Below are 20,153 nucleotides of genomic sequence, written 5' to 3' on the forward strand. Positions count from 1 at the left end.
GAGCTGTCCTGCTTGAAGCCGCGATCTCCACTAAAGTTAGAATCCCCTAACTTTAGTTATGGGAGAGTATGTCAAAGCTTATCTGCGGGAGCGATTTGCGAGTGGGCAATGCGGCTGGTCAAAAACAGAGCACAGAGCACTCCCACACTCAACCCTGCGATGAGTGCCCCGATTGTGTGTGCGTTGTAATAAATGCGTGCTCCCATCGTGAGAAAAGCCAAGGGCAAAAACCACAACCACACCCAGCCATAGCGACGCACCAAGAAACCCAGAGCGCAGGCAATCATTGAAGAGTGTCCGCTGGGCATGTTTTTATTGCTTCCATTGGGCCTTTCCCCTAAACGGCGATCAAAGAGTACCACTCCATTTAGAGTCCACTTGAGGGAGTGTGTGGCAATGGTGGTGGCAATGCTCACATGCAAGATTTGGATCAAACCGATGGGATCGCGTTTAAGAAGGGGCAGGGTAAAGGAAACGATGGTGGGTACAAAGCGGACGTAGTGTTCAGTGAGATCAAACGCTAAAGGGACTTGAGATTGTTTGGCAATCTTAGGAAAGGGGATGAGAACTCCTGAGAGGAAGAGGAGGAAAAATAAGAGAATGCTCTTAGTGGGCAGACCCCGCGGAAGACTCTGGGAGTAAAGACCTTTAAACTTTTCCACACACAACACCCAAGAGCACTGAAGTCTATGATGCGCAATTCAAAACTGCGCGCAAACCCCAAAATTTAAAATCCAAAGGACGAGACTTTGTAAGCACGCTCACTTCACTTGCCCACATAAATTTGACGGGGACGCGTGATACGCGCTTGGGTGTTTTTAACATGCTCTAGGAGTTGTGCGCACCAACCTACCGTGCGTCCGATAACAAAAACAGGGGTAAAAAAGCGAGTGGGGATTTTAAGAGCGGTGAGGATAGTGCCCGAATAAAAATCGACATTGGGGTAGAGATTGCGCGCAACAAAATACTCATCCTGCAAAGCAACCTCTTCAACCTTAGCGGCAATTTCATCGAGTCTGGGGTTCATCTTGATCCCTCGGGCTTGTAAATCGTCCTTAAGTTTCTTCAAAATCCGTGCACGCGGATCGTAACTCTTATACACTCGATGCCCAAAGCCCATCAATTTGAATGGATCGTTTTTGTCTTTAACGCGAGCAATGTATTTGTCCACATGCTTCACATCCCCGATTTCCTCTAATTGCAACAAGACCTTTTCATTTGCTCCGCCATGCAAATGTCCCCACAAGGTCGAAATACCCGCGCTAATGGCTGCATAAGGGTGCACACCCGTAGAGGCGACATTTCTAACCGTTGTAGAAGAGGCATTTTGACCATGATCAGCATGCAGGGTCAAAATCTTATCAAAGGCTTCTATCTCTAAGGGATTGATCTCAACCTCGCCATGTAGCCCATGCTTGAGTCTTCCATGGGGATAAGCGCGCAACATAAATAGGATATTTTCAACATAGCCCCTCGCAACATCTGGGTGAATCACGGGCGCGCCCGTCTCATTACGATAACAGATAGCCGCTAAGGTTGGCATTTTGGCGATAATACGCCTGGCCATGGTTTGGTAATCTTCTTCATTCTCCATCTTTTCATGGTCGGAATAGAGTGTAGAGAGAATGGAAACGCCACTACTGAGTTTTGCCATAGGGTGCGCATGGGTAGGGAAAGCCAAAAACATGTTATGTAAAGTCTCATGAATGAAACTTCGGTGGCGTAATTCCAACTCAAACTCCAAAGATTCTGTGGCATTTTTGGGTAACTCGTCCGTCAACAAGAGTCTACAAATGTCGCTGTACTGGTATTTTTCCACAAGCTCCTCTACAGGATAGCCTTTGTAGTAAAGCTCGCCTTTCTGACCATCAATGTAACTAATTGTAGACTTGCAACCAGCGGTAGAGGCATAGCCCACATCATAGGAGAGCAGTCCCGTGCGCTCATATAACTTAGAAAAATCGATGCCCTTGGCTCCGCGCGTGGCATCAACGGTTTCAAACTCATAATGTTGTTGAGTGGTGTTGTCGATAAGGGTGATAGACATGAAGCTCCTTTTAGACTTTAGTCCAATTATACACGCCCAAAGGTTAAAGCAAAGTTTCCTCTGAAACTCATTTGCACCCATCTAGGTATTTTCGAAACACATCGGCATTAAATACCCGTATCGCACCTTCTAAATTGTCTATATTGTCGTCTAAATACGCTACATAAGCCTTACCCATTAGATTAGTTGTACCTCCAGCCACAGTGGCATTGATGGTCCCTCCCACAACACTTCCCACTCCAGGGATAAATTTTAAGATCCCTCCTACTGCAGCGCGCACGGCAAGCCCCACACCCAATGCCCCCAGAGAGGCTGTTAGGATGGTTTGTGCGCCTTCTTTGGTAACTGTGAGCCCGTAAATCTTGCTAATGTGGAGAATCATGGCAAGCTGTGTGGGGGCTAGCAGGGCAAAATCAGAGAAAGGAATGGGGGGGTAGCCCCAATGCCTGTAGCCGCTGTGGTGTAGCCTTTGACATACTCCCTATAGCTAAAAGCTAGGGGATTCTGGTATCATCAAGGCTTGCCCGCTAGGCGGGTCTTACAGCCTCTACTCCAAGAGTCGATGCCCCAACTCTATGAAGGACATTATAGCACAAAAGAAGCCTTATATCCCCATAGCTAAAGCTAGGGGCTTTACGGCGCGAGTGGTAAAACGCCCTACTATTTGCCCTAAACGCCCGCCAACGCCGTGCATGCACATTCATACCGCTCTCCTATTATCCATCGCATTTTACAGCAAAAGAATCGCAAAAAGGCTTAGTATTGCTCTCATGACACGCTTTGATTTAGATTTACTAACTATAATACACGCGTAATGGGACATTAAAACCTAAAAATATTGGTGTCTCATCTCAAAAGGAAGAACTTGGATTTGCATTTTCCCTATGATATTTTTTATACAGAGGCACAAGTTTTTTTAAAAGACCGCATTTACAAGGACTATTTGCGCCGTCTAGTCTATGGAACGGACGCATCTTGTTATCGCTACATCCCGCAATTAGTGATCAAAGCCATTAACGAAGAGGAGATTATCAAGATTTATACCCTGGCGCGGCGCTATCAAATTCCTTTGACTTTCAGGGCTGCGGGGAGCTCTCTTTCTGGGCAGGCTTGTGCCAAAGGGGTTTTGGTAATGGCTAGTTTTGGCTGGCAAGAAATTGAGGTCAAAGAGGGAGGAGCAAGTATTAGCTTAGGGTGCGGGGTGATTGGCGCACATGCTAATGACGCCCTTAAAAGCTACCATAAAAAAATCGGTCCCGATCCGGCTACGATCGCGACCGCGATGATGGGAGGGATTTTAGCCAATAATGCCAGTGGCATGTGCTGTGGAGTCAAACAAAATAGTTACCAAACCCTAAAATCCTTGCGCCTTATCTTGGTAGATGGGACAATTTTAGATACTTCTAATTTAGAGAGTATAGCGCGCTTTAAAAAGAGCCATGCCAAACTCTTAGAGGGATTGTTAGACCTGCGCGCACAAGTGCTCGCAGACTCAGAACTTAGCGCGCTCATTGCAAAAAAATACCAGATCAAAAACACGACCGGTTACAGTTTAAACGCTCTTTTAGATTTTAGCGATCCCATAGACATTTTAAGCCATCTCTTCGTTGGTTCGGAGGGGACTTTGGGGTTTATCTCCGCATGCGAATTAGAATGCGTAGAAGATGCGCCCTTTAAAACATGCCTCTTGCTCTTTTATCAAGATTTGCGCACCACAATCCAAGCAGTCCGCATTTTAGCCCAGCACGCCGATAAGATTAGCGCAGCAGAGGTGATGGATTATGCGTGTTTAAAGAGCGTGCAAGGTTTAGAGGGCATGCCTGCCATCTTGCAAGAGATTCAAACCGGGAATGGGTGTATTTTGGCGCAATTAGAACATAGCGATTTGCACATCTTAGAGGATAACACCCAAGGCGTGCTGAAAGCCTTAGAGGCGATTCCTACGATTTTACCCCTCCAACAAAGTAGCGATTCACAAGAATATAACGCATGGTGGAAAATCCGTAAAGGTATTTTCCCCATTGTAGCAGGCAAGCGGCGTTATAAAGCGAGTGTCATCACAGAAGATATTTGTTTTGAGATGGATAAGCTCTCTGAAGGGATTACACAATTAGAAATCCTCTTAGAAAAACATGGTTTTAAAGATCATAGTGTGATTTTTGGGCACGCTTTGAGCGGGAATTTGCATTTTCTCATCACACCTTTGTTAGATGTGCCACAGGAGCGCGCCAATTTTGCCAATCTTGTTACAGACATGGCGCACATGGTCGCTGATTTGCAGGGCTCTATTAAAGCCGAACATGGCACAGGGCGCATGGTTGCTCCCTTTGTAGAACTAGAATGGGGAGCTAAAGCCTATGCAATACACAAGCAGATCAAAGCCCTCTTAGACCCTCAAGGAATTTTAAATCCCGATGTGATCCTCTCAGACGATCCGCACATCCATACTAAAAATTTGAAATCTAGCGCATCTGTTGAACCCGAGCTTGAGGCATGTATGGAATGCGGATTTTGCGAACGCATTTGTCCTAGTCGTTATCTCTCTCTAACCCCAAGACAGCGTATTGTTCTCCATAAAGAGATCGCCTATTTAACAGAGCGCGTAGAAGAAGGATACCCCGATCGAGATTTATTAGAAGAGCTCTTAACAGAATCGGCGTTTTTAAGTGAGGAAACTTGCGCCGTGTGCCATATGTGCGCCACGCTCTGCCCCTTAGAGATCGATACGGGTAGCATCGCTTTGCAACGCCGCCAAAAACAGCATAAGGGACATGCTATCGCGCACCAGGTCTTAAAACACATGGATAAGAGCATTAGCATGGTTAAGATGGGATTGGGACTTGCGCGCGCTGGACAGGTAACTTTAGGGGCAGAGAGAATGCAGGTCTTAGCAAAGAAGGCGCATTTTAAGGTAGCCACGCCTGCTCTGCCCAAGTATCTGCCTAGCAAAAATACACATGTTTTTGCCAACAAACATGCACAGGGTGATAAAAGTGTGATTTATTTTTCTACATGCATTAACCGTGCCTTTGCGCCCTCTAAATATTTGAAAGACAAACGTCCTCTGCAAGAGGTTTTTGAGTCTCTTTGTGCTAAAGCGGGCTATAGTGTGATTTACCCTCCTACACTGCCTAAACTCTGCTGTGGTAAGGCTTTTATCAACTATATAGATTTGAGCGCGTCCAACCGCACTAAAAACGTCCGCTTGCTTCAAGAATTATCTGGTAATGGAAAAATCCCCATTGTGCTCGATCATAGCGCGTGTAGCACACATTTAATCCAAGAATGCGCTTCTTTGGATTTACCCATCTACGATCTGCCTATTTTTATTGTGCAACACTTACGCCCACATTTACACTTAACTCCACTAGATGAAAGTATTGGACTTTATACAATGTGCGCAGCCAAGAGGGCGGGTTATGAAACCCAGATGTTAGATTTGGCACGCGCTTGTGTGCGCGGAGAAGTGGTGGTGCATGCTCCTACTGGGTGTTGTGGTTTTGCTGGGGACAAGGGCTTTTTAACTCCTGAACTCAATGCTTATGCCTTAATAGACTTTGCCAAATTTTACCAAAGCAAGGGATTACAAAGAGGGTTTGCTAGCTCAAGCACCTGTGAAATCGGTTTGAGCGGGGCGACTTCTATGAGCTGGCAACACATCGCTTATTTGGTAGATACATGCGCGCAGGGTGACTTAACACAACCTACTGGCATACTCCACATAGCTAAAAGCTAGGGGATTCTGGTATCATCAAGGCTTGCCCGCTAGGCGGGTCTTACAGCCTCTACTCCAAGAGTCGATGCCCCAACTCTATGAAGGACATTATAGCACAAAAGAAGCCTTATATCCCCATAGCTAAAGCTAGGGGCTTTACGGCGCGAGTGGTAACGGGCTCACCTTGACCTGTGCGTGCCATCTCTTCCCCAAAGACGACATTAATCAGTGTGCTCTTACCCACACCGGTTCCCCCAGCTACTAAAACATTGAGATTGGAATCAGGGTCTTTATCCATGTTTTCTCCCACTTGATTTAAAGCCTTAAAGAACAAATCTGCCATATTCAAACTAGCAAGACCCTCTTTGTTAACCTCTTCTTTATCAGCCATCATCTACTCCTTGCCTTTAGTAGCCTTAACAAGAATCCCAAATGTTTTGCGGCATTTGAGATACACTGTCCAAGCTCCGCGTAGTATACAAGACACAATTATATCAGAGCTGTAGAGTGTGTGAAATTGCGTCTTTAGAGATCGAAAATCCGCGTCAATGCCTTGGCAACTCCACTGGTCATTTAAGCTAGAAATTTGCAGTTATTGTTATAATCGCTAGTTTAAAAGATCGATTTTTAAGGATAACAATGGCGCAGACCCTCTCCATTATTAAACCCGATGGCGTTAAGAAGCGCATTATTGGCAAGATCATCACGCGCTTTGAAGAAGCGGGCTTGGAGGTTGTCAAGATCAGGCGACTGCATCTGAGTCTAGCTCAGGCGCAGGATTTCTATGCGGTACACAGGGAGCGTCCTTTTTTTAAGGATTTGATGGATTTCATGACCAGCGGCCCTGTGGTGGTGATGGTTTTGGAGGGCGAGAATGCTGTGGAGAAGAATCGCGAGTTGATGGGCGCAACCGATCCCAAGCAAGCTAAACCGGGCACAATTAGGGCGGATTTTGCAGACAATATTGATGCAAATGTGGTGCATGGAAGCGATACCGAGCAGAATGCTCAGAGAGAAATTGCGTTTTTCTTTGCTTGATTAACCGTGAAGTTAGAGATGCGTAAAATCGGGGCGGTTCCCAAGCCTTTTTGCGTCAAAGAGAAGGGGTTGTGTTGGGAAGGAGGGGTGCGCCGTGTGCAAACTAAGCTCTACCTAGTGGAGGGAAGATTGCACGGGTTTTTGGAAGTGCAGTGTGCCTCGAGCGGGGTAATGTTTGAAAAACCCATCTCTCAGGAGATGGTTCTGTGTGTCTGTGATGGGCTCTATGAGAGTGCACACAGGAGGCAGTGCATTGGTGAGAGGGTTATAGATAGCATAGATGTCGTAGAAAGTTTTGAAGGATGTGTTGATCTGAGTGCATTGTTGCACGCAGAAATTCAATCCATTCAGCAAGACTATCACTATGCAAATTAAGTTAATCAAATTCAATAAAGGATAGTTATGGCCGTTCCTGATAGACGCGTGAGCAAAACTCGAGGCAAAAAGAGGCGCACACATTACCGTGTGAAGTTAGCGATGCCTGTTAAAAACAAAGATGGTAGTTGGAAGTTGCCCCATTTTACCAATAAATTTACGGGTGCTTATTAAAGTGACACCGGATTAGGGCCATGAGAATTGTGATCGATATGATGGGGGCTGACCTGGGGGTTCTCCCCGTCATTGAAGGGGTTTCGAAGGCGCTTAGTTCTGTATCATTCAAACCCGTCTTAGTGGGGGATGAGAGTAAGGCTAAGGCATTCATTTCGAAGGACTTGGCTTCCAAGGTGGAGCTCATCCATTGCCCAGATTACATCCGTATGGAAGAACACGCCACAGATGCTCTCAAACGCAAGGAGTCTTCGATTTTTGTGGCAATGGACATTTTAAAGAACGGAGCAGATGCGCTAGTGTCAGCGGGACACAGTGGAGCTACTATGGGCTTGGCTACACTCAAGATTGGACGCATTAAGGGGGTGAGTCGCCCCGCACTCTGCACTCTTATGCCCTCTATAAAAGATCGTGCTAGCCTATGCTTAGATGTGGGCGCTAACACGGATTGCAAGGCAGAGTACTTGTTGGATTTTGCAATTATGGGCTATGAATATGCTAGAAATGTCCTAGGCTATGACAACCCCACGGTGGGACTTCTCTCCAATGGAGAGGAGGATAGCAAGGGGAATTTGATCACCAAAGAGGCTTTTAAGCTTATTGAGCAATACCCCTTATTCAGTCATCATCCTGAAAATGCTCCCATTTTTAAGGGCAATGTAGAGGGAAATGATATCTTTGACAATGTTGTGGATGTTGTCGTGTGCGATGGATTTGTGGGGAATGTGGTGTTGAAGACTACAGAAGGCACGGCCAGCGCGATCAGTTCTGTGTTTAAAAGTGAGATTAAGCAGAGCCTAGGGGCTAAGGTGGGGGCGATGCTTCTCAAAGGTGCGTTTGGCACTCTTAAGCGTAAGACAGATTACGCAGAGTATGGGGGTGCACCTCTCTTAGGGATCAATAAGGCTGTCATCATCAGTCATGGAAAGAGCAATGCACGGGCGATGGAATGCGCCATCTATCAAGCCATCAAGGCTAAAGAGAGCGGGGTGTGTGAGAAAATGGCACTTGCCTTTGAACACAAACAACCTCCAAAAGAGGCATCCAGCTAGCTTGAAAGGAGAGACATGCCTTATGCGGCGTTAAAATCTGTGGCGTCTTATGTGCCAGAAACCTGCATCAAGAACAACGCATTCGAACCGCTTTTGGACACAAGCGATGAATGGATACAAAAGCGTACGGGAATCCAAACGCGCTATTTTGCTACCAAAGAGCAGAGTAGCGATTTGGGAGTTCGGGCAGCCCAGATTGCCATTGAGCGCGCGGGAATCACTAAAGAGGAGATCGATTTAGTTTTAGTGGGCACCTTGAGTCCAGACTACATGTGCATGCCCTCTACAGCCTGCGTTTTGAGCGCGAAGCTAGGTTTACAAAATACACCTAGCATGGACATTTTGGCGGCTTGTAGCGGATTTATTTACCTGCTTGCTAGTGCAAAAGCCTTTATAGAGAGTGGAATGTATAGGCATGTTTTGATTGTGGGAGCAGAGCGTTGTAGCAGTGTGCTGGATTTTGAAGATCGTGGCACCTGCGTTCTGTTTGGTGATGGAGCAGGGGCATGCGTAATTGGACGCACAGAGAATGTAAATGAGAGCATTTTAGATGTCAGAATTGCTTCTAATGGCCAGCATGCAGATTATCTCTATACACCCAGAGTTCTCAAAAGCAGTCCCTTCATCAGCGAGCGCGAATCTCCCAAACAAGCCCTTCAGATGAAGGGCAATGAGGTCTTTAAACTTGCGATTAAAACTTTGCTCAAAGATGTAGAGGAAATTTTGCAGGGCAACGCATTATCCCCTCAAGATATCGCTTATTTTATCCCGCACCAGGCTAACTTACGCATCATTCAGGCAGTGCAGAATCAGTTGTCTTTTAGCCCTGAGCAGGTTGTGCTCACGGTGCAAAAATATGGTAATACTTCTGCGGCCAGTATTCCAATGGCAATGAGCGACATTTATGAGCAAGGCAAACTCAAAAAGGGCGATTTGATGCTTTTAGATGCCTTTGGTGGGGGTTTGACATGGGGCTCGGCCTTAGTCTACTATGGGGGCGATCAAGCTTAATTTTAGACAAAAGCGTTAGAATTCCAATTTTTGATAAGAAAGGATTACAATGACAGTTGTCAGACTTACACGCGTAGGACGCAAGAAAAAGCCTTTTTACAGAGTTGTGGTGACGGATTCTAGGAAGAAGCGTGATGGGGGTTGGATTGAGTCCATTGGCTATTACAATCCCTTGAGTAACCCCAAGGTGGTGCACATTGACCACGCTCGCTTGGATTATTGGAAGGGAGTAGGGGCTAAAATGAGTGAACGGGTTTCTAAATTGGCAAAGGGATCGCAAGCCTAGTATGCAAGAAGGGGCGTGTGTAGAGGCGTTCATCTTGGAATATTGCAGGAAGATCGTTACCTACCCGCAGGTTGTAGAGGTGCGCTCTACGCTCCTAGAAGAACATCTTAAGGAAATTACGATCTATGCTAATCCCATGGATATGGGACGCATCATTGGCAAAGAGGGCAAGGTCGTCAGCGCACTCAAAACATTTATTTCGGGAATGAAAGCAAAAAATGGTTTGAGTTATAAGCTGGTTGTGCTTGCCACAGAAAACCCTTATGTGCTTTAAGATAGAAGATTTAGTGGTGGTGGGGTACTTGGGGCGAGCTGTGGGCCTGAGAGGAGGGCTTAGATTGGCATTGGAGAGTGATTTTGAAGCATGCTTGCAGCCTGGAGTGCGCGCTTATGCTTACACCCAGACTCTAGGATCAGCCTCGCTTACCTCTTTAGATATCGCGCGCTTCGAATCCCAAAAGAAATTGATTTTTTTTGAACAAATACAGAGTTTGGAGCAGGCCAAGGCTCTAACATGTTGGACACTTGGCATGAGTCAGGAGGATAGCCTGGCGCGTTGTCCCTTGCAAGAGGGAGAGTTTTTATACTTCCAACTGCTGGGCTTACAGATTGTAGAAGAAGAAGAGGTGTTGGGTGTGGTAACGCGTATTGAACGACTCGCCAATACAGACTATCTCTTTGTGCAAAACGCACAGAAGCTCTTTCTTATCCCCTATATTGATGTCTATATCCTCCATGTGGACTTAACTTGCCAACACATCTACACGCGCAACGCCAAAGGGCTTTTAGAAGCGAGTTAAGATTGCACTTTAGCTTTTTAACTCTCTTCCCCAAACTCATTGCCTTTTATTTTGAGGACTCTATTCTCAAACGCGCTTTGGATAAGGGCGTGTTTACCCTACAGATCACCGATATGCGTCCTTTTTCACCCCACAAATTCCAGCGGGCAGATTTTGCACTGGTAGGCGGAGGAGCAGGACAAATTTTAGACCCTTACATGGTCGAAAATGCGCTCAAAAGTGTGCACGACCACAACACGCATGTGATTTTCTTAACCCCCAGTGGAAAGCGCTTTTGCCAGCGAGATGCCAGACGCCTAGCGACTTATAAACATCTCGTCTTGGTTTGCGGGCGTTATGATGGTTTTGATGAGCGTCTGATAGAAACCTATGCGGACGAAGTTTTGAGCATTGGAGATTTCGTGCTTACGGGGGGTGAATTGGCCAGTTTATGCCTATGTGATAGTGTAGTGCGCCAGTTGGAAGGCACGCTGGGGAATGCGCATTCTTTAGAACAGGAAAGTTTTGAAGATGACTTGTTAGAAGCTCCTAACTTTGCTAGAACTCCCTTGCTGAATGTCCCTGGCTGTGCACATATCCCTGTAACTTCAGAGTATTCAAAGGGAAATCATGGCAGAATTAGGACTCTTATGCGCGATTTATCCATGGATAGGACGCAGTTTCACGCCCCTAATTTCTATGTGCTGAATCGTTCACGACACGCTTTTAATCCATTAAACACAAGAAAGGGCGATGATGAAAAACCGCTATATCCAACATTTTGAAGACATTCAGATTAAAAGCCAGCCCCCTGTATTTAAAGCAGGCGATACTATCAAGCTAGGGATTCGTATTCAAGAAGGTGATAAGGTGCGAACCCAGTATTTTGAAGGTGTCTGCATCAGTTTGCGTGGAGCTGGTGTAGACAAAACTTTCTGTGTGCGCAAAATTGGCGCAAATGGGATTGGTGTGGAGAGGATTTTCCCCCTTTATTCAGAGAGTTTAGTAAGCATTGATGTGCTACGCGTGGGGCGCGTGCGCCGTGCTAAACTCTATTACCTGCGCCAGCGCAGAGGCAAGGCTGCCAGAATTAAAGAAGTGCGCAAGAAAGAGCTCGCTTAAATCGACTCTGAGGTATCCCTCGCTGTGAAGCTGCAGAACTTCGAGGTCTTCTGCAAACCTACAGCTTCTAATCCGCGTGGCTAATCCTGCTGATAGGTCTTGAGCCGCTCTTGGACAACATAGAGCTGGTACTGGAGATAATTGAGCACCAAATCCAGCTTCGTAGGTAGGTCTTTAATTTGGTGCGCCCTCAGTCCTTCGAAGAGGAGCAAGGTTTTTTGCTCCAAGTCCCTCAAGAATGCCTGCTCCTCCTGAGATATGCTCGGGGAGTTTTTAGACCCGTTGGAGCTATGCGCTGCCTGAGACTGCGAGTCCTTTTGTCCAATTTCGTCCAAAGTTTGAGAGATAATATTTTTTAGTTCCATTGCATCAGCCACTTTTCAATTGTTCTCAACTCCGCAGGCTTGTCCGCCTGAATAAACAATTTTTGCATCTTTTGCATTTCAAAACGCTGTAGAGGCGCGTATTGCTGGAGTTGTGCGGGGGGAGTGGAGGGATGACTGGAGGCAGAAAGACCGCTCAAGCGTCTGTAGCCTAGCAAGGCCTCCTGATTATTAGGGTCTTTTTCCAGCACGCTCTTATAAATTTCTAAAGCCTCGGGTTTAAGACCTTGTAACTCGTAGATGCTACCCAAAGCAATGGTTTTTTCCACACACACGCTCCCTGTTTGTCAGCTTATTATATAATGTGAGCTTTTAAGCATTGCTTTAATGGATGACTATGGAAATACATGCGCTGTATATGATTGTTGCGGGTCTAGGCTTAAGTGTGGTGAGCGGCCTCTTGCTCAAGCGTATCGATATGCCAATTATCATTGGTTACATCGTTACAGGGCTTGTCATTGTCGCGCTATTTCACATCGAAGATTTTGAATCTCTCTCTGAAATTGCTGACTTTGGCATCGTTTTTTTGATGTTCATGATTGGGTTGGAATTCAATTTTGACAAACTCAAGACCATGAAGCAGGAAGTGCTCGTCTTTGGTGGGCTACAAGTTGTGGTAACTTCTCTGCTATTCATGGTCTTTGGCTACTATGTGATGGGGTCTTCGTGGGAGTTTTCATTGGTCGTGAGCATGGGCTTTGCCCTTTCCTCTACGGCTATTGTACTCAAATTCTTCGAAGAGGGTAAGCAGCTCAACACACCCGTAGGTAAGATTGTGGTGGGGATTTTGATCTTCCAAGACATTGCTGCTATCCCCATGCTCTTAATTCTGATGCTCATGGGCGATGCGAACGCAGACTTTGTCAAGCTCTTGGTCAAGACTGCGATTTCTGCAAGTATTATCTTGGCCATCTTACTCTTACCGGGCAAGCAAGTTGCCACTAAGGTGTTGAACTTAGCTGCAGAAAGTCGCTTGCCTGAACTCTTTATGGCGACGATCCTACTCATTGTCTTTGGGGCAGCGAGCTTGAGTCATTTCTTTGGCTTTTCCATGTCGCTGGGGGCCTTCGTAGCGGGTATGGCGATCTCTAAATCGCGTTACCGTATCAAAGTACAGGACGAATTTGCCCCTTTAAAAAATATTTTTCTGGGTCTATTCTTTGTCACTGTGGGCATGCAGATCAATTTGAAATTCTTATTTGCTAATTTTTTTGCCGTTGTGCTCTTACTCAGCATGGCAATGGCGTTGAAAGTGGCGATCTTGTATTTTCTACTGCGATTCTTTAGGGACGCTAAGAGTTCGATTAGGGTTGCGCTCTCTTTAGCCCAGATTGGAGAATTCGCCCTTGTTGTCTTTTTAACAGCTAGTAAACAGCATGTGTTGAATCTCAAAAAGCACCAGGGTTTGCTAGCTTTTTTAAATGAAAAAGGAATTATTCATGTGGTGCCACAAGACATCCAGCAATTCTTAGTGCTCATGATCATCTTTTCCATGCTCGCCACGCCCTTTATTCTCAAATATCTGGACTCTTTGGCAAATTTTATTTTTCATCAAGAAGCCTCCAAAAATTAGTCTAAGAGGGGCAAATCATGCTAGAATACGCCCCAAACTATCCAGTAAGGAGTGAACATGGAATTGACAAAAGTTGAAAAAAAGGCTGCGAAACGAACCTGCAAAGATCAGGAAACCTTAGAACATCGCTGGGATTTGAGCGCGCTGTTTAAAGATTTAGAAACATTAGATACGCACATTAGTGTCTTGGATAAGAAAGTTAAAGACTTTGAGGAAAGATATGCCAACACCTTTGGCCAGCTTGAAGTAGGTGACTTTAAAAAGGCTATGGAAGACTATGAAGAATTGAGTGAGGGTATTTCAAGAGCCATGGCCTATGTATCCTTGATCGTTGCCACCGACACGGACAAGAGTGATCTGTATTCCAAATACGAACTGCTGTGTAATGATATAGCGCAACATCTCTTGTTTGTGGACAATGAGTTTTGTGCCTTGGACAGCACCAAACAAGAGGAGTTGATCCAAGCTGTGCCTAAATACGCCTATAATTTGCGCTTACTCTTGAAACAAAAAGCCCATATCTTGAGCTTGTCCGAAGAAAAGATTTTGCTCGCCACTTCTAGTGTGGGCGTAGACGCGTTTTCCACTCTCTTTGACAAAACCCTCACCGCGCTCAAAATCCCCTTCCAAGACAAACTCATCAGCGAAGAAGAAATCCTCTCGGAATTGCACAATCCCGATCGCAAGTTGCGTAAAAAAGCCCAAAAAGCTCTGACAAAAGCTCTCAAAAGGAATGAGTTGGTGCTCACCTATGTGCTCAACATGGTACGCAAAGACCTGCACATTGGTAACAAATTACGCCACTATGAAACTCCAGAGAGTTTCCGCCACCTCTCCAACCAAATTTCTCAGGTGAGCGTGGATAGCATGTTGGAGATCGTCAATGACAATTATGCCTTAGTACAGCGCTACTATAGGATCAAATCCAAACTGCTAGGCTATAAACTCAAGGATTACGATCGCTACGCACCCTTAGAAACCAAAGAAAGTCCTGTGAGCTACCAGGAAGCGCTAGATTTAGTTTTAAAAGCCTATCGCGATTTTTCCCCTAAGTTTGCCCAAATTGTCGAGCATGCAATTGCGCACGGATGGGTGGATTCCCACCCTAGAAGTGGCAAACAAGGTGGGGCTTTTAGTGCGGGCACTGTGCCCAGCGCGCATCCCTTTGTCTTGCTTAATTTCACGAACAACCGCCGTTCTGTCTTCACGATTGCGCATGAGTTTGGACATATGATTCACCAGGAACTCAGTGGCAAGAATGTGGGCTATTTCAACGCCAACACCCCTTTGACCACTGCAGAAACCGCCTCTGTCTTTGGAGAAATGCTTCTGTTTGAGAGTTTGAAACAGGACCTAGATAAGAGAGAACTCAGGGGTATTTATGCGGGCAAGTTGGAAGACATGTTTTCCACCATGTTCAGGCAGGTGGTCATGACGAATTTTGAACGCCGTATCCACGCCACGCAGGAGGAGCTCAAGGCCCAAGATTTTGACACCATTTGGCAGGAGGAAAACGCCAAGATGTTTGGCAAGAGCGTGAAACTCACCAAGAATTATGCGCGCTGGTGGAGTTATATTCCCCATTTTATCCACACTCCTTTCTATTGCTATGCCTATAGTTACGGGCAATTGCTCGTGCTCGCTCTCTTTGGGTTGTATCGTCAACAAAAAACCTCTGATGAGCGCAAGGCATTTATCGAGACTTACACTGACTTTTTGAGCAAGGGAGGGAGTCAAAGCCCTGAAGAGCTGGTGGGCATGTTCGGACTGGATATTCAGGATAAGGAGTTTTGGAAAATTGGCATGGGCGAGGTGGAGAAAATGCTTAGTGAATTTGAGGCCTTGCTTTGAGAGATTTGAGTGCGCGCTACAACGCCATGGCTAACCAGCATTGCCTGGAGCACCTCTATTTTTTGCACAGCCATCGTGTGAATTTTAGCGTGTTTTGCGATCTCTCCAAGGTGCGCTTTGAGCCTCTCTTGCCTAGGGACCTGTTTGAGAGCTTTGGAAATTTTGTGCTGTTTGTGTTAGCGGGCTACACCTTTGAGAGCTTAAAAATCCATCGCTTGAGCCAAGAAATTAGCTTCGAAGCGGGTTTAGGCGACAATATTGAAACTACGGTGAGCATTGCCCTAGAGGGGATTGTGCAGATCATCGTCAAGGATAGAAATGACTCCAATGTGGTGCTTTTTAACCGCTCGGATGCTACGAGTATTTTTGGCGATAATGGTGAAACGCAGATTCAAGATTCCAAAGAAGCGTTTCTAGCCGATCCGAGAAATCAACAAGCTTTACGCACCCTTCAAGGTAAAGAATGAGCGTTTTAAAATTACAGATCAAGGTTTTTCGGTTCGATGCGCGCAAGGATTACAATCCCGCTTACCAGCTTGCCCAAGTGGAATACACCCCAGATTGGCGCTTAAGTGATGTGCTGGCGCATATCCCTTTACAAGATTTTAACTACGATCGCGCGCATTTAGGTGTGCGCCTTAACCAGGTAGCAGTCTTTGAAGACACCCCTGTACTAGACTTGATCGCACGGTTTTCTAAGGAGTGGGTACTTGAACCTTTGAGTATCAAATACGCCCTCCACGATTTACTCATGGATGAAGAGGCGATTTTAAGAGATTACCAACGTTTCTTGCACAGTGCCCCTTTCCTCACTCAAGAAGAACGCAATGAGCTAGCTAGATACACTAACATTAACTTTATCCAGCCCCACTATCCCGATGGCTATTATGGCGATGGATTTTTCTTGTATATCAAGTGGCTCATGGGGCGTTACCCACACCGCTCTAAAGAACTCTTACAGAGCATCGCCGATGTCAAGTATGGTGTGATGAGTTTTGTCAGCCCTAAGCCCTACCTCTATCCCCCCAGCGATCGTATTGAGCAAGAAATTTACGACTTACAGAAATGGCTTGTCCAAGCCTCTAATTGCCCCATTGCGAACAATGTGTGGGCATATATTGGCAAAAATTTGGAGGCTAAATACCAGTTTAAAACCCCAGCTACTCCTCAAGCCCAGGGGGATTTTTTACTCTTTAATGCCTACGATAAAACCCATAACAGCACACCCTTGTTGCAAAGCGTGAAGGCTTTGTTAACGCGTTTGAATTTACGCGTAGTAGAGGCAGAGTGTTGTTTTGACGGGGGATATTGGGGGCGTTTGGGTGATTTAGAAAAATTTGTGAGCGCGAATGCCTATAATATGGCTTTAGCACAGAAAATGGGCGTATCTCTCCTCTTGGCCGATCACGATGCCTATGCTAACGCGCTTTACGCACAAGAACTCTTGCAAGATGAGGCACTCAAAGAGAAAGTCAATCAAAATCTAGCCCTCTATGGTTTGGAATATAAAGAAGCTCCTTTGGTATATTTGAACGCCTACTTGTTGGAAAATGTTCCACCACTTCAGAGTGTCTTCACTGGTTTTTCCAGTGTACTCTTCGCCCCTGAAGATAGTGATTATTACAGACTTTTTCAGCCTCTTAGCCTCGCTTGTCATACCCCTCTCTTTGCTAAACAAAGCCTTACCCACCTCTTAGATACCAATATGTCCCTAGCCTTAGAGCGTTTTGGGGCATTGCGTTATGAAGCCATCGATCTAGGCGCGGATTTTTTACTCACCACCTCATTAAGTCAATTCCACATGCTGGACACTTTAGCTAAAAAAGCCTCGAATGCCTATGGTCGCGATCATGACAGAACAAGCACGCTCTACCTATCTCAGTTAGTTTTATTGGGGATGGGCGAAACAGACGCACAGGTTTTAGGATTACATGCACATCAGCAGCCCTTTAATTTCTTGTAAGGAGGCGCGTTGCAATTAGGACTCAAGATTCTCTTTGCCATGGCACTCGGCATGGGTTGGTATGGCATTAATGGGGAAGAATCCGGAGAGTTCTCCTTGCTCATTTTTGTTTTTGTGCTCGTGTTATTATTGCTCAAACCCATCACTTTCCAATCCCCAGAGAAACGCGAGGATTATATCCAGCAATTGCAACGCAATTATGAGCGTAAGCGTGAACTCAAGAACAAACAGCGTGCCGAGAAAAAGCGTATTTCTCAAGCTGCAACCGAACGGGACTATAAAGAACAACGCGAAAAACACCAACAACCCAACAATAAATTCTTTTAAAGTGAAACGATGATAGAAGTGATTTTAGTAGTGGCAGTGGCCGTAGTTTTACTTTATTTATACTACACCTTGCAAGAATATCTCAAAAACCCCTTGCACGCGCCCACGCCCAATTCTGAACCTGTAGAAACCTTAGATGTCTATCCTCTTCCTAGCCCCGAACAGAGTTTAAGAGAGAGCGAGCTTGGAGTGGTCGCGCTCTTATTAGGGCGTGCCTTGGATTCTATGCCTGATAGTCTCCTCAAGCAAGCCTTAATCACTTTATTTTTAACCGATTTAAGCCAAAATAGTGGGGTTGCTTTGGAACAATTGCAAGAGCTTTACAAGACCACAGACAAGCCTGATTTAGAGGAGTTATGCACGCAATTCTTAGAAGTCGCGCATGGAGAATATAAAAAGCGCCTCAAACTCGTCGAATTTCTCTTTGTGCTCGCCTACGCGCAAGGCTCTTTGCAAGAACAGAGTAAAGAAGTTTTGCTCGATGTGGGGGCGTTTTTGCGCCTAGAAAATAGCGATTTTAATGCACTCTATGAGGATTTTGAATCTTTAGCGCACAACAAGCCTTACAAGGTGGTCTTAGCCAAAATGCCAGACTTTTGCGCCTTTGAAGCACAAGTGGCATTGCACTATCTCAATTTCATGGATGCTAAAAGCTGGCATAAAAGTTATCTGCCCGATCGCTTAAGCGTGCTGTGGCAACTCCAAGAGATTTACCAACAAGGACGCTAATGGATTTCCCCCCCTTTGATCTGAGTTTAGAAAAGCGTTATTACCAAATTTGCAAGGAGCGGGGTTATTTTGAAGTGGGCGCGCAAGGGCGGCCTTTTGCACTCATGATGCCCCCGCCCAATATCACGGGACGTTTGCATATCGGACACGCTTTAACCTTGAGTTTGCAGGATATTTTAGCCCGTTACAAGCGCATGGACGGGTATCGCGTGCTTTACCAACCCGGTCTCGATCACGCTGGGATCGCGACCCAAAATGTCGTAGAAAGAGAGCTTTTAGCTCAAGGTGTGCGCAAAGAACAAATTGGACGCGAAGCGTTTGTGCAAAAAGTTTGGGAGTGGAAACAAACCTGCATGCACCAAATTGTAGAGCAAATGCAAGAGCTGGGGTTGAGCTGCGCATGGAGTAGATTACGCTTTACGATGGATGCAGGCTTGCAAAGGGCCGTGCGTGCGGCATTTAAAGAATGGTATGAGCGCGATCTGATTGTGCAGGATTTTTACATGGTCAACTGGTGCACTAAAGATGGTGCGCTAGCTGATATTGAGGTGGAATACGCCCAAGAGGATGGCAAGCTCTACCATTTGCGCTATCCCCTAGAACAGGGTGGAGCGGTGGTGGTGGCCACCACGCGCCCAGAGACCTTTTTTGGAGATGTCGCTTTGATGGTGCACCCGCAAGATTCGCGCTACCAACACCTCATCGGGCAAAAGGCGATCCTACCTTTAAGTGGGCGTGCGATTCCTATTATCGCCGATGAATATGTTGATCCCAATTTTGGAAGCGGTTGTGTCAAGGTTACCCCCGCGCACGATCCCAATGACTATGAAGTGGGTAAACGCCACCATTTAGAGCCTTTAGTGATCTTTGATACGCAGGGCATTTTGAACGTCCATGCGCTAGAATTTGCTGGGCAAGAGCGCCTAGAGGCGCGCCCACGCATTGTGCAGACTCTGCAAGAGCAAGGCTTTATAGAAAAGATCGAGCCCCACACCCATCAGGTGGGCAAGTGTTACCGCTGTAATAACACCATCGAGCCCTATATCTCCAAACAATGGTTTGTAAAAAAAGAGGTTGCTCAGGGCGCGATTGCCAAAGTCAGGGAGGGCTTGGCGCAGTTTTTCCCTTCTACTTGGCGCAATAATTACAATGCGTGGATGGAAAACTTGCGCGACTGGTGCATTAGCCGCCAACTCTGGTGGGGGCATCGCATCCCTGTCTTTACTTGCGCCAATAACCACCAATTTGTCAGCATCGACGATCCTACTTGTTGCCCTAAATGCGGCGATTTGCACTTAATCCAAGACCCCGATGTGCTAGACACTTGGTTTAGCTCGGCCTTATGGCCCTTTAGCACTCTAGGTTGGGGGCAAGAAAATGCGCCAGAATTTAGCGCCCATGATTTAGAGGATTTTTACCCTAATAGCGTGCTGGTTACCGGGTTTGACATTTTGTTTTTTTGGGTGGCGCGCATGCTCTTAGCGGGAGAGAGTTTGCTAGGCCAATTACCCTTTAAGGACATCTATCTGCACGCTCTAGTGCGCGATGAAAAGGGCGAAAAGATGAGCAAATCTAAGGGGAATGTGCTTGACCCCCTGGAGATCATCGCCACGGAGGGGGTGGATAGTCTGCGCTTTGCTCTAGCGATGTTGAGCGTGCAGGGGCGTGATCTGCTTCTCTCAAAAGAGAGCATTGAGCAAGCGCGCCACTTCACCCATAAACTCTACA

24 protein-coding genes are annotated in these 20,153 nt (G+C 46.2%); 18 read left to right on the forward strand and 6 right to left on the reverse strand.

Annotated features, from left to right (window positions below; translation table 11 throughout):
- Nucleotides 1–71: 71 nt before the first annotated feature.
- The 3 genes from lpxE to KCO92_RS05705 all read right to left on the reverse strand — a co-directional run bounded on the left by lpxE (nucleotide 72) and on the right by KCO92_RS05705 (nucleotide 2,474).
- Entirely contained in the window at nucleotides 72–662 is a 591-nt protein-coding gene (lpxE, locus tag KCO92_RS05695; RefSeq protein WP_199766033.1) for a lipid A 1-phosphatase LpxE, read from the reverse strand.
- Nucleotides 663–766: 104 nt separating this feature from the next.
- Nucleotides 767–2,047 (reverse strand): citrate synthase, encoded by a 1,281-nt coding sequence (locus KCO92_RS05700; protein ID WP_104695324.1) that lies wholly within the window; start codon nucleotides 2,045–2,047, stop codon nucleotides 767–769.
- A gap of 67 nt (nucleotides 2,048–2,114) precedes the next feature.
- Nucleotides 2,115–2,474 carry a YcjF family protein gene (locus KCO92_RS05705; protein ID WP_104695323.1) on the reverse strand — a complete coding sequence of 120 codons (360 nt, stop codon included), beginning with the start codon at nucleotides 2,472–2,474 and terminating at the stop codon, nucleotides 2,115–2,117.
- A 444-nt stretch (nucleotides 2,475–2,918) separates the two neighbouring features.
- On the opposite strand from KCO92_RS05705, the gene KCO92_RS05710 reads away from it, so the two are divergent.
- Nucleotides 2,919–5,783, forward strand: coding sequence for an FAD-binding and (Fe-S)-binding domain-containing protein (locus tag KCO92_RS05710; protein ID WP_104695377.1), 2,865 nt, complete (start codon nucleotides 2,919–2,921; stop codon nucleotides 5,781–5,783).
- A 106-nt stretch (nucleotides 5,784–5,889) separates the two neighbouring features.
- Here the strand turns inward: KCO92_RS05710 and KCO92_RS05715 are convergent, their stop codons facing one another.
- Entirely contained in the window at nucleotides 5,890–6,153 is a 264-nt protein-coding gene (locus KCO92_RS05715) for a GTPase (protein ID WP_233710442.1), read from the reverse strand.
- 248 nt (nucleotides 6,154–6,401) lie between these two features.
- On the opposite strand from KCO92_RS05715, the gene ndk reads away from it, so the two are divergent.
- Genes ndk through rplS form a run of 10 tightly spaced genes read left to right on the forward strand, consistent with a single transcriptional unit; the run spans nucleotide 6,402 to nucleotide 11,599 of the window.
- Complete coding sequence (gene ndk, locus KCO92_RS05720; protein WP_104695322.1) at nucleotides 6,402–6,800, forward strand: nucleoside-diphosphate kinase; 399 nt, start codon at nucleotides 6,402–6,404, stop codon at nucleotides 6,798–6,800.
- An 18-nt stretch (nucleotides 6,801–6,818) separates the two neighbouring features.
- Nucleotides 6,819–7,175: a hypothetical protein gene (locus KCO92_RS05725; RefSeq protein WP_233710441.1), complete on the forward strand. Its 357-nt coding sequence runs from the start codon at nucleotides 6,819–6,821 to the stop codon at nucleotides 7,173–7,175.
- Nucleotides 7,176–7,202: 27 nt separating this feature from the next.
- On the forward strand, nucleotides 7,203–7,349 hold the full coding sequence (gene rpmF, locus KCO92_RS05730) for a 50S ribosomal protein L32 (RefSeq protein WP_104695320.1): 147 nt from the start codon (nucleotides 7,203–7,205) through the stop codon (nucleotides 7,347–7,349).
- A gap of 20 nt (nucleotides 7,350–7,369) precedes the next feature.
- Nucleotides 7,370–8,401: a phosphate acyltransferase PlsX gene (plsX, locus tag KCO92_RS05735; protein WP_104695319.1), complete on the forward strand. Its 1,032-nt coding sequence runs from the start codon at nucleotides 7,370–7,372 to the stop codon at nucleotides 8,399–8,401.
- 15 nt (nucleotides 8,402–8,416) lie between these two features.
- Nucleotides 8,417–9,412, forward strand: a complete 996-nt coding sequence (locus KCO92_RS05740) for a beta-ketoacyl-ACP synthase III (protein ID WP_104695318.1) — start codon at nucleotides 8,417–8,419, stop codon at nucleotides 9,410–9,412.
- Nucleotides 9,413–9,461: 49 nt separating this feature from the next.
- Nucleotides 9,462–9,698: a 30S ribosomal protein S16 gene (gene rpsP, locus KCO92_RS05745; RefSeq protein WP_104695317.1), complete on the forward strand. Its 237-nt coding sequence runs from the start codon at nucleotides 9,462–9,464 to the stop codon at nucleotides 9,696–9,698.
- Nucleotide 9,699: 1 nt separating this feature from the next.
- Nucleotides 9,700–9,972: a KH domain-containing protein gene (locus KCO92_RS05750; RefSeq protein WP_104695316.1), complete on the forward strand. Its 273-nt coding sequence runs from the start codon at nucleotides 9,700–9,702 to the stop codon at nucleotides 9,970–9,972.
- Nucleotides 9,962–10,498, forward strand: coding sequence for a ribosome maturation factor RimM (gene rimM / locus KCO92_RS05755; protein ID WP_104695315.1), 537 nt, complete (start codon nucleotides 9,962–9,964; stop codon nucleotides 10,496–10,498). The genes KCO92_RS05750 and rimM overlap by 11 nt, the downstream gene beginning before the upstream one ends.
- Before the next feature lie 2 nt (nucleotides 10,499–10,500).
- Complete coding sequence (trmD, locus tag KCO92_RS05760) at nucleotides 10,501–11,262, forward strand: tRNA (guanosine(37)-N1)-methyltransferase TrmD (RefSeq protein ID WP_104695314.1); 762 nt, start codon at nucleotides 10,501–10,503, stop codon at nucleotides 11,260–11,262.
- Nucleotides 11,234–11,599 carry a 50S ribosomal protein L19 gene (gene rplS / locus KCO92_RS05765; RefSeq protein WP_104695313.1) on the forward strand — a complete coding sequence of 122 codons (366 nt, stop codon included), beginning with the start codon at nucleotides 11,234–11,236 and terminating at the stop codon, nucleotides 11,597–11,599. The genes trmD and rplS overlap by 29 nt, the downstream gene beginning before the upstream one ends.
- Nucleotides 11,600–11,679: 80 nt before the next feature.
- On the opposite strand, the gene KCO92_RS05770 is transcribed toward rplS, so the two are convergent.
- Complete coding sequence (locus tag KCO92_RS05770) at nucleotides 11,680–11,964, reverse strand: CiaD-like domain-containing protein (protein ID WP_104695312.1); 285 nt, start codon at nucleotides 11,962–11,964, stop codon at nucleotides 11,680–11,682.
- Nucleotides 11,955–12,251, reverse strand: coding sequence for a tetratricopeptide repeat protein (locus KCO92_RS05775; RefSeq protein WP_104695376.1), 297 nt, complete (start codon nucleotides 12,249–12,251; stop codon nucleotides 11,955–11,957). Before KCO92_RS05775 ends, KCO92_RS05770 begins: the two co-directional genes overlap by 10 nt.
- 68 nt (nucleotides 12,252–12,319) lie before the next feature.
- On the opposite strand from KCO92_RS05775, the gene KCO92_RS05780 reads away from it, so the two are divergent.
- From KCO92_RS05780 to KCO92_RS05810, 7 genes are all read left to right on the forward strand, one after another.
- Nucleotides 12,320–13,555, forward strand: coding sequence for a cation:proton antiporter domain-containing protein (locus KCO92_RS05780; protein WP_104695311.1), 1,236 nt, complete (start codon nucleotides 12,320–12,322; stop codon nucleotides 13,553–13,555).
- 57 nt (nucleotides 13,556–13,612) lie between these two features.
- Nucleotides 13,613–15,406 (forward strand): M3 family oligoendopeptidase, encoded by a 1,794-nt coding sequence (locus KCO92_RS05785; RefSeq protein WP_104695310.1) that lies wholly within the window; start codon nucleotides 13,613–13,615, stop codon nucleotides 15,404–15,406.
- Nucleotides 15,403–15,873: a hypothetical protein gene (locus KCO92_RS05790; RefSeq protein ID WP_233709674.1), complete on the forward strand. Its 471-nt coding sequence runs from the start codon at nucleotides 15,403–15,405 to the stop codon at nucleotides 15,871–15,873. The genes KCO92_RS05785 and KCO92_RS05790 overlap by 4 nt, the downstream gene beginning before the upstream one ends.
- Nucleotides 15,870–17,369, forward strand: a complete 1,500-nt coding sequence (locus tag KCO92_RS05795) for a DUF5644 domain-containing protein (RefSeq protein ID WP_104695309.1) — start codon at nucleotides 15,870–15,872, stop codon at nucleotides 17,367–17,369. Before KCO92_RS05790 ends, KCO92_RS05795 begins: the two co-directional genes overlap by 4 nt.
- Nucleotides 17,370–17,378: 9 nt before the next feature.
- Nucleotides 17,379–17,696, forward strand: a complete 318-nt coding sequence (locus tag KCO92_RS05800) for a hypothetical protein (protein WP_104695308.1) — start codon at nucleotides 17,379–17,381, stop codon at nucleotides 17,694–17,696.
- Between the two features lie 9 nt (nucleotides 17,697–17,705).
- Nucleotides 17,706–18,425 (forward strand): TerB family tellurite resistance protein, encoded by a 720-nt coding sequence (locus KCO92_RS05805; RefSeq protein ID WP_104695307.1) that lies wholly within the window; start codon nucleotides 17,706–17,708, stop codon nucleotides 18,423–18,425.
- Nucleotides 18,425–20,153 (forward strand): valine--tRNA ligase (locus tag KCO92_RS05810; RefSeq protein WP_210647466.1); only part of this gene is annotated, 1,729 nt, incomplete at its 3' end. The genes KCO92_RS05805 and KCO92_RS05810, both read left to right, overlap by 1 nt.

This window comes from Helicobacter salomonis (assembly GCF_017979425.1).
GTDB classification, from domain to species: domain Bacteria; phylum Campylobacterota; class Campylobacteria; order Campylobacterales; family Helicobacteraceae; genus Helicobacter; species Helicobacter salomonis.

Excerpts from the sequence above, each read along its gene's own strand:
- KCO92_RS05700 (WP_104695324.1), bottom strand. The coding sequence starts at position 2,047 with ATGTCTATCACCCTTATCGACAACACCACTCAACAACATTATGAGTTT.
- KCO92_RS05715 (WP_233710442.1), bottom strand. The coding sequence starts at position 6,153 with ATGGCTGATAAAGAAGAGGTTAACAAAGAGGGTCTTGCTAGTTTGAAT.
- ndk (WP_104695322.1), top strand. The coding sequence starts at position 6,402 with ATGGCGCAGACCCTCTCCATTATTAAACCCGATGGCGTTAAGAAGCGC.
- KCO92_RS05725 (WP_233710441.1), top strand. The coding sequence starts at position 6,819 with ATGCGTAAAATCGGGGCGGTTCCCAAGCCTTTTTGCGTCAAAGAGAAG.
- rpmF (WP_104695320.1), top strand. The coding sequence starts at position 7,203 with ATGGCCGTTCCTGATAGACGCGTGAGCAAAACTCGAGGCAAAAAGAGG.
- plsX (WP_104695319.1), top strand. The coding sequence starts at position 7,370 with ATGAGAATTGTGATCGATATGATGGGGGCTGACCTGGGGGTTCTCCCC.
- KCO92_RS05740 (WP_104695318.1), top strand. The coding sequence starts at position 8,417 with ATGCCTTATGCGGCGTTAAAATCTGTGGCGTCTTATGTGCCAGAAACC.
- rpsP (WP_104695317.1), top strand. The coding sequence starts at position 9,462 with ATGACAGTTGTCAGACTTACACGCGTAGGACGCAAGAAAAAGCCTTTT.
- KCO92_RS05750 (WP_104695316.1), top strand. The coding sequence starts at position 9,700 with ATGCAAGAAGGGGCGTGTGTAGAGGCGTTCATCTTGGAATATTGCAGG.
- rimM (WP_104695315.1), top strand. The coding sequence starts at position 9,962 with ATGTGCTTTAAGATAGAAGATTTAGTGGTGGTGGGGTACTTGGGGCGA.
- rplS (WP_104695313.1), top strand. The coding sequence starts at position 11,234 with ATGAAAAACCGCTATATCCAACATTTTGAAGACATTCAGATTAAAAGC.
- KCO92_RS05770 (WP_104695312.1), bottom strand. The coding sequence starts at position 11,964 with ATGGAACTAAAAAATATTATCTCTCAAACTTTGGACGAAATTGGACAA.
- KCO92_RS05780 (WP_104695311.1), top strand. The coding sequence starts at position 12,320 with ATGGAAATACATGCGCTGTATATGATTGTTGCGGGTCTAGGCTTAAGT.
- KCO92_RS05785 (WP_104695310.1), top strand. The coding sequence starts at position 13,613 with ATGGAATTGACAAAAGTTGAAAAAAAGGCTGCGAAACGAACCTGCAAA.
- KCO92_RS05795 (WP_104695309.1), top strand. The coding sequence starts at position 15,870 with ATGAGCGTTTTAAAATTACAGATCAAGGTTTTTCGGTTCGATGCGCGC.
- KCO92_RS05805 (WP_104695307.1), top strand. The coding sequence starts at position 17,706 with ATGATAGAAGTGATTTTAGTAGTGGCAGTGGCCGTAGTTTTACTTTAT.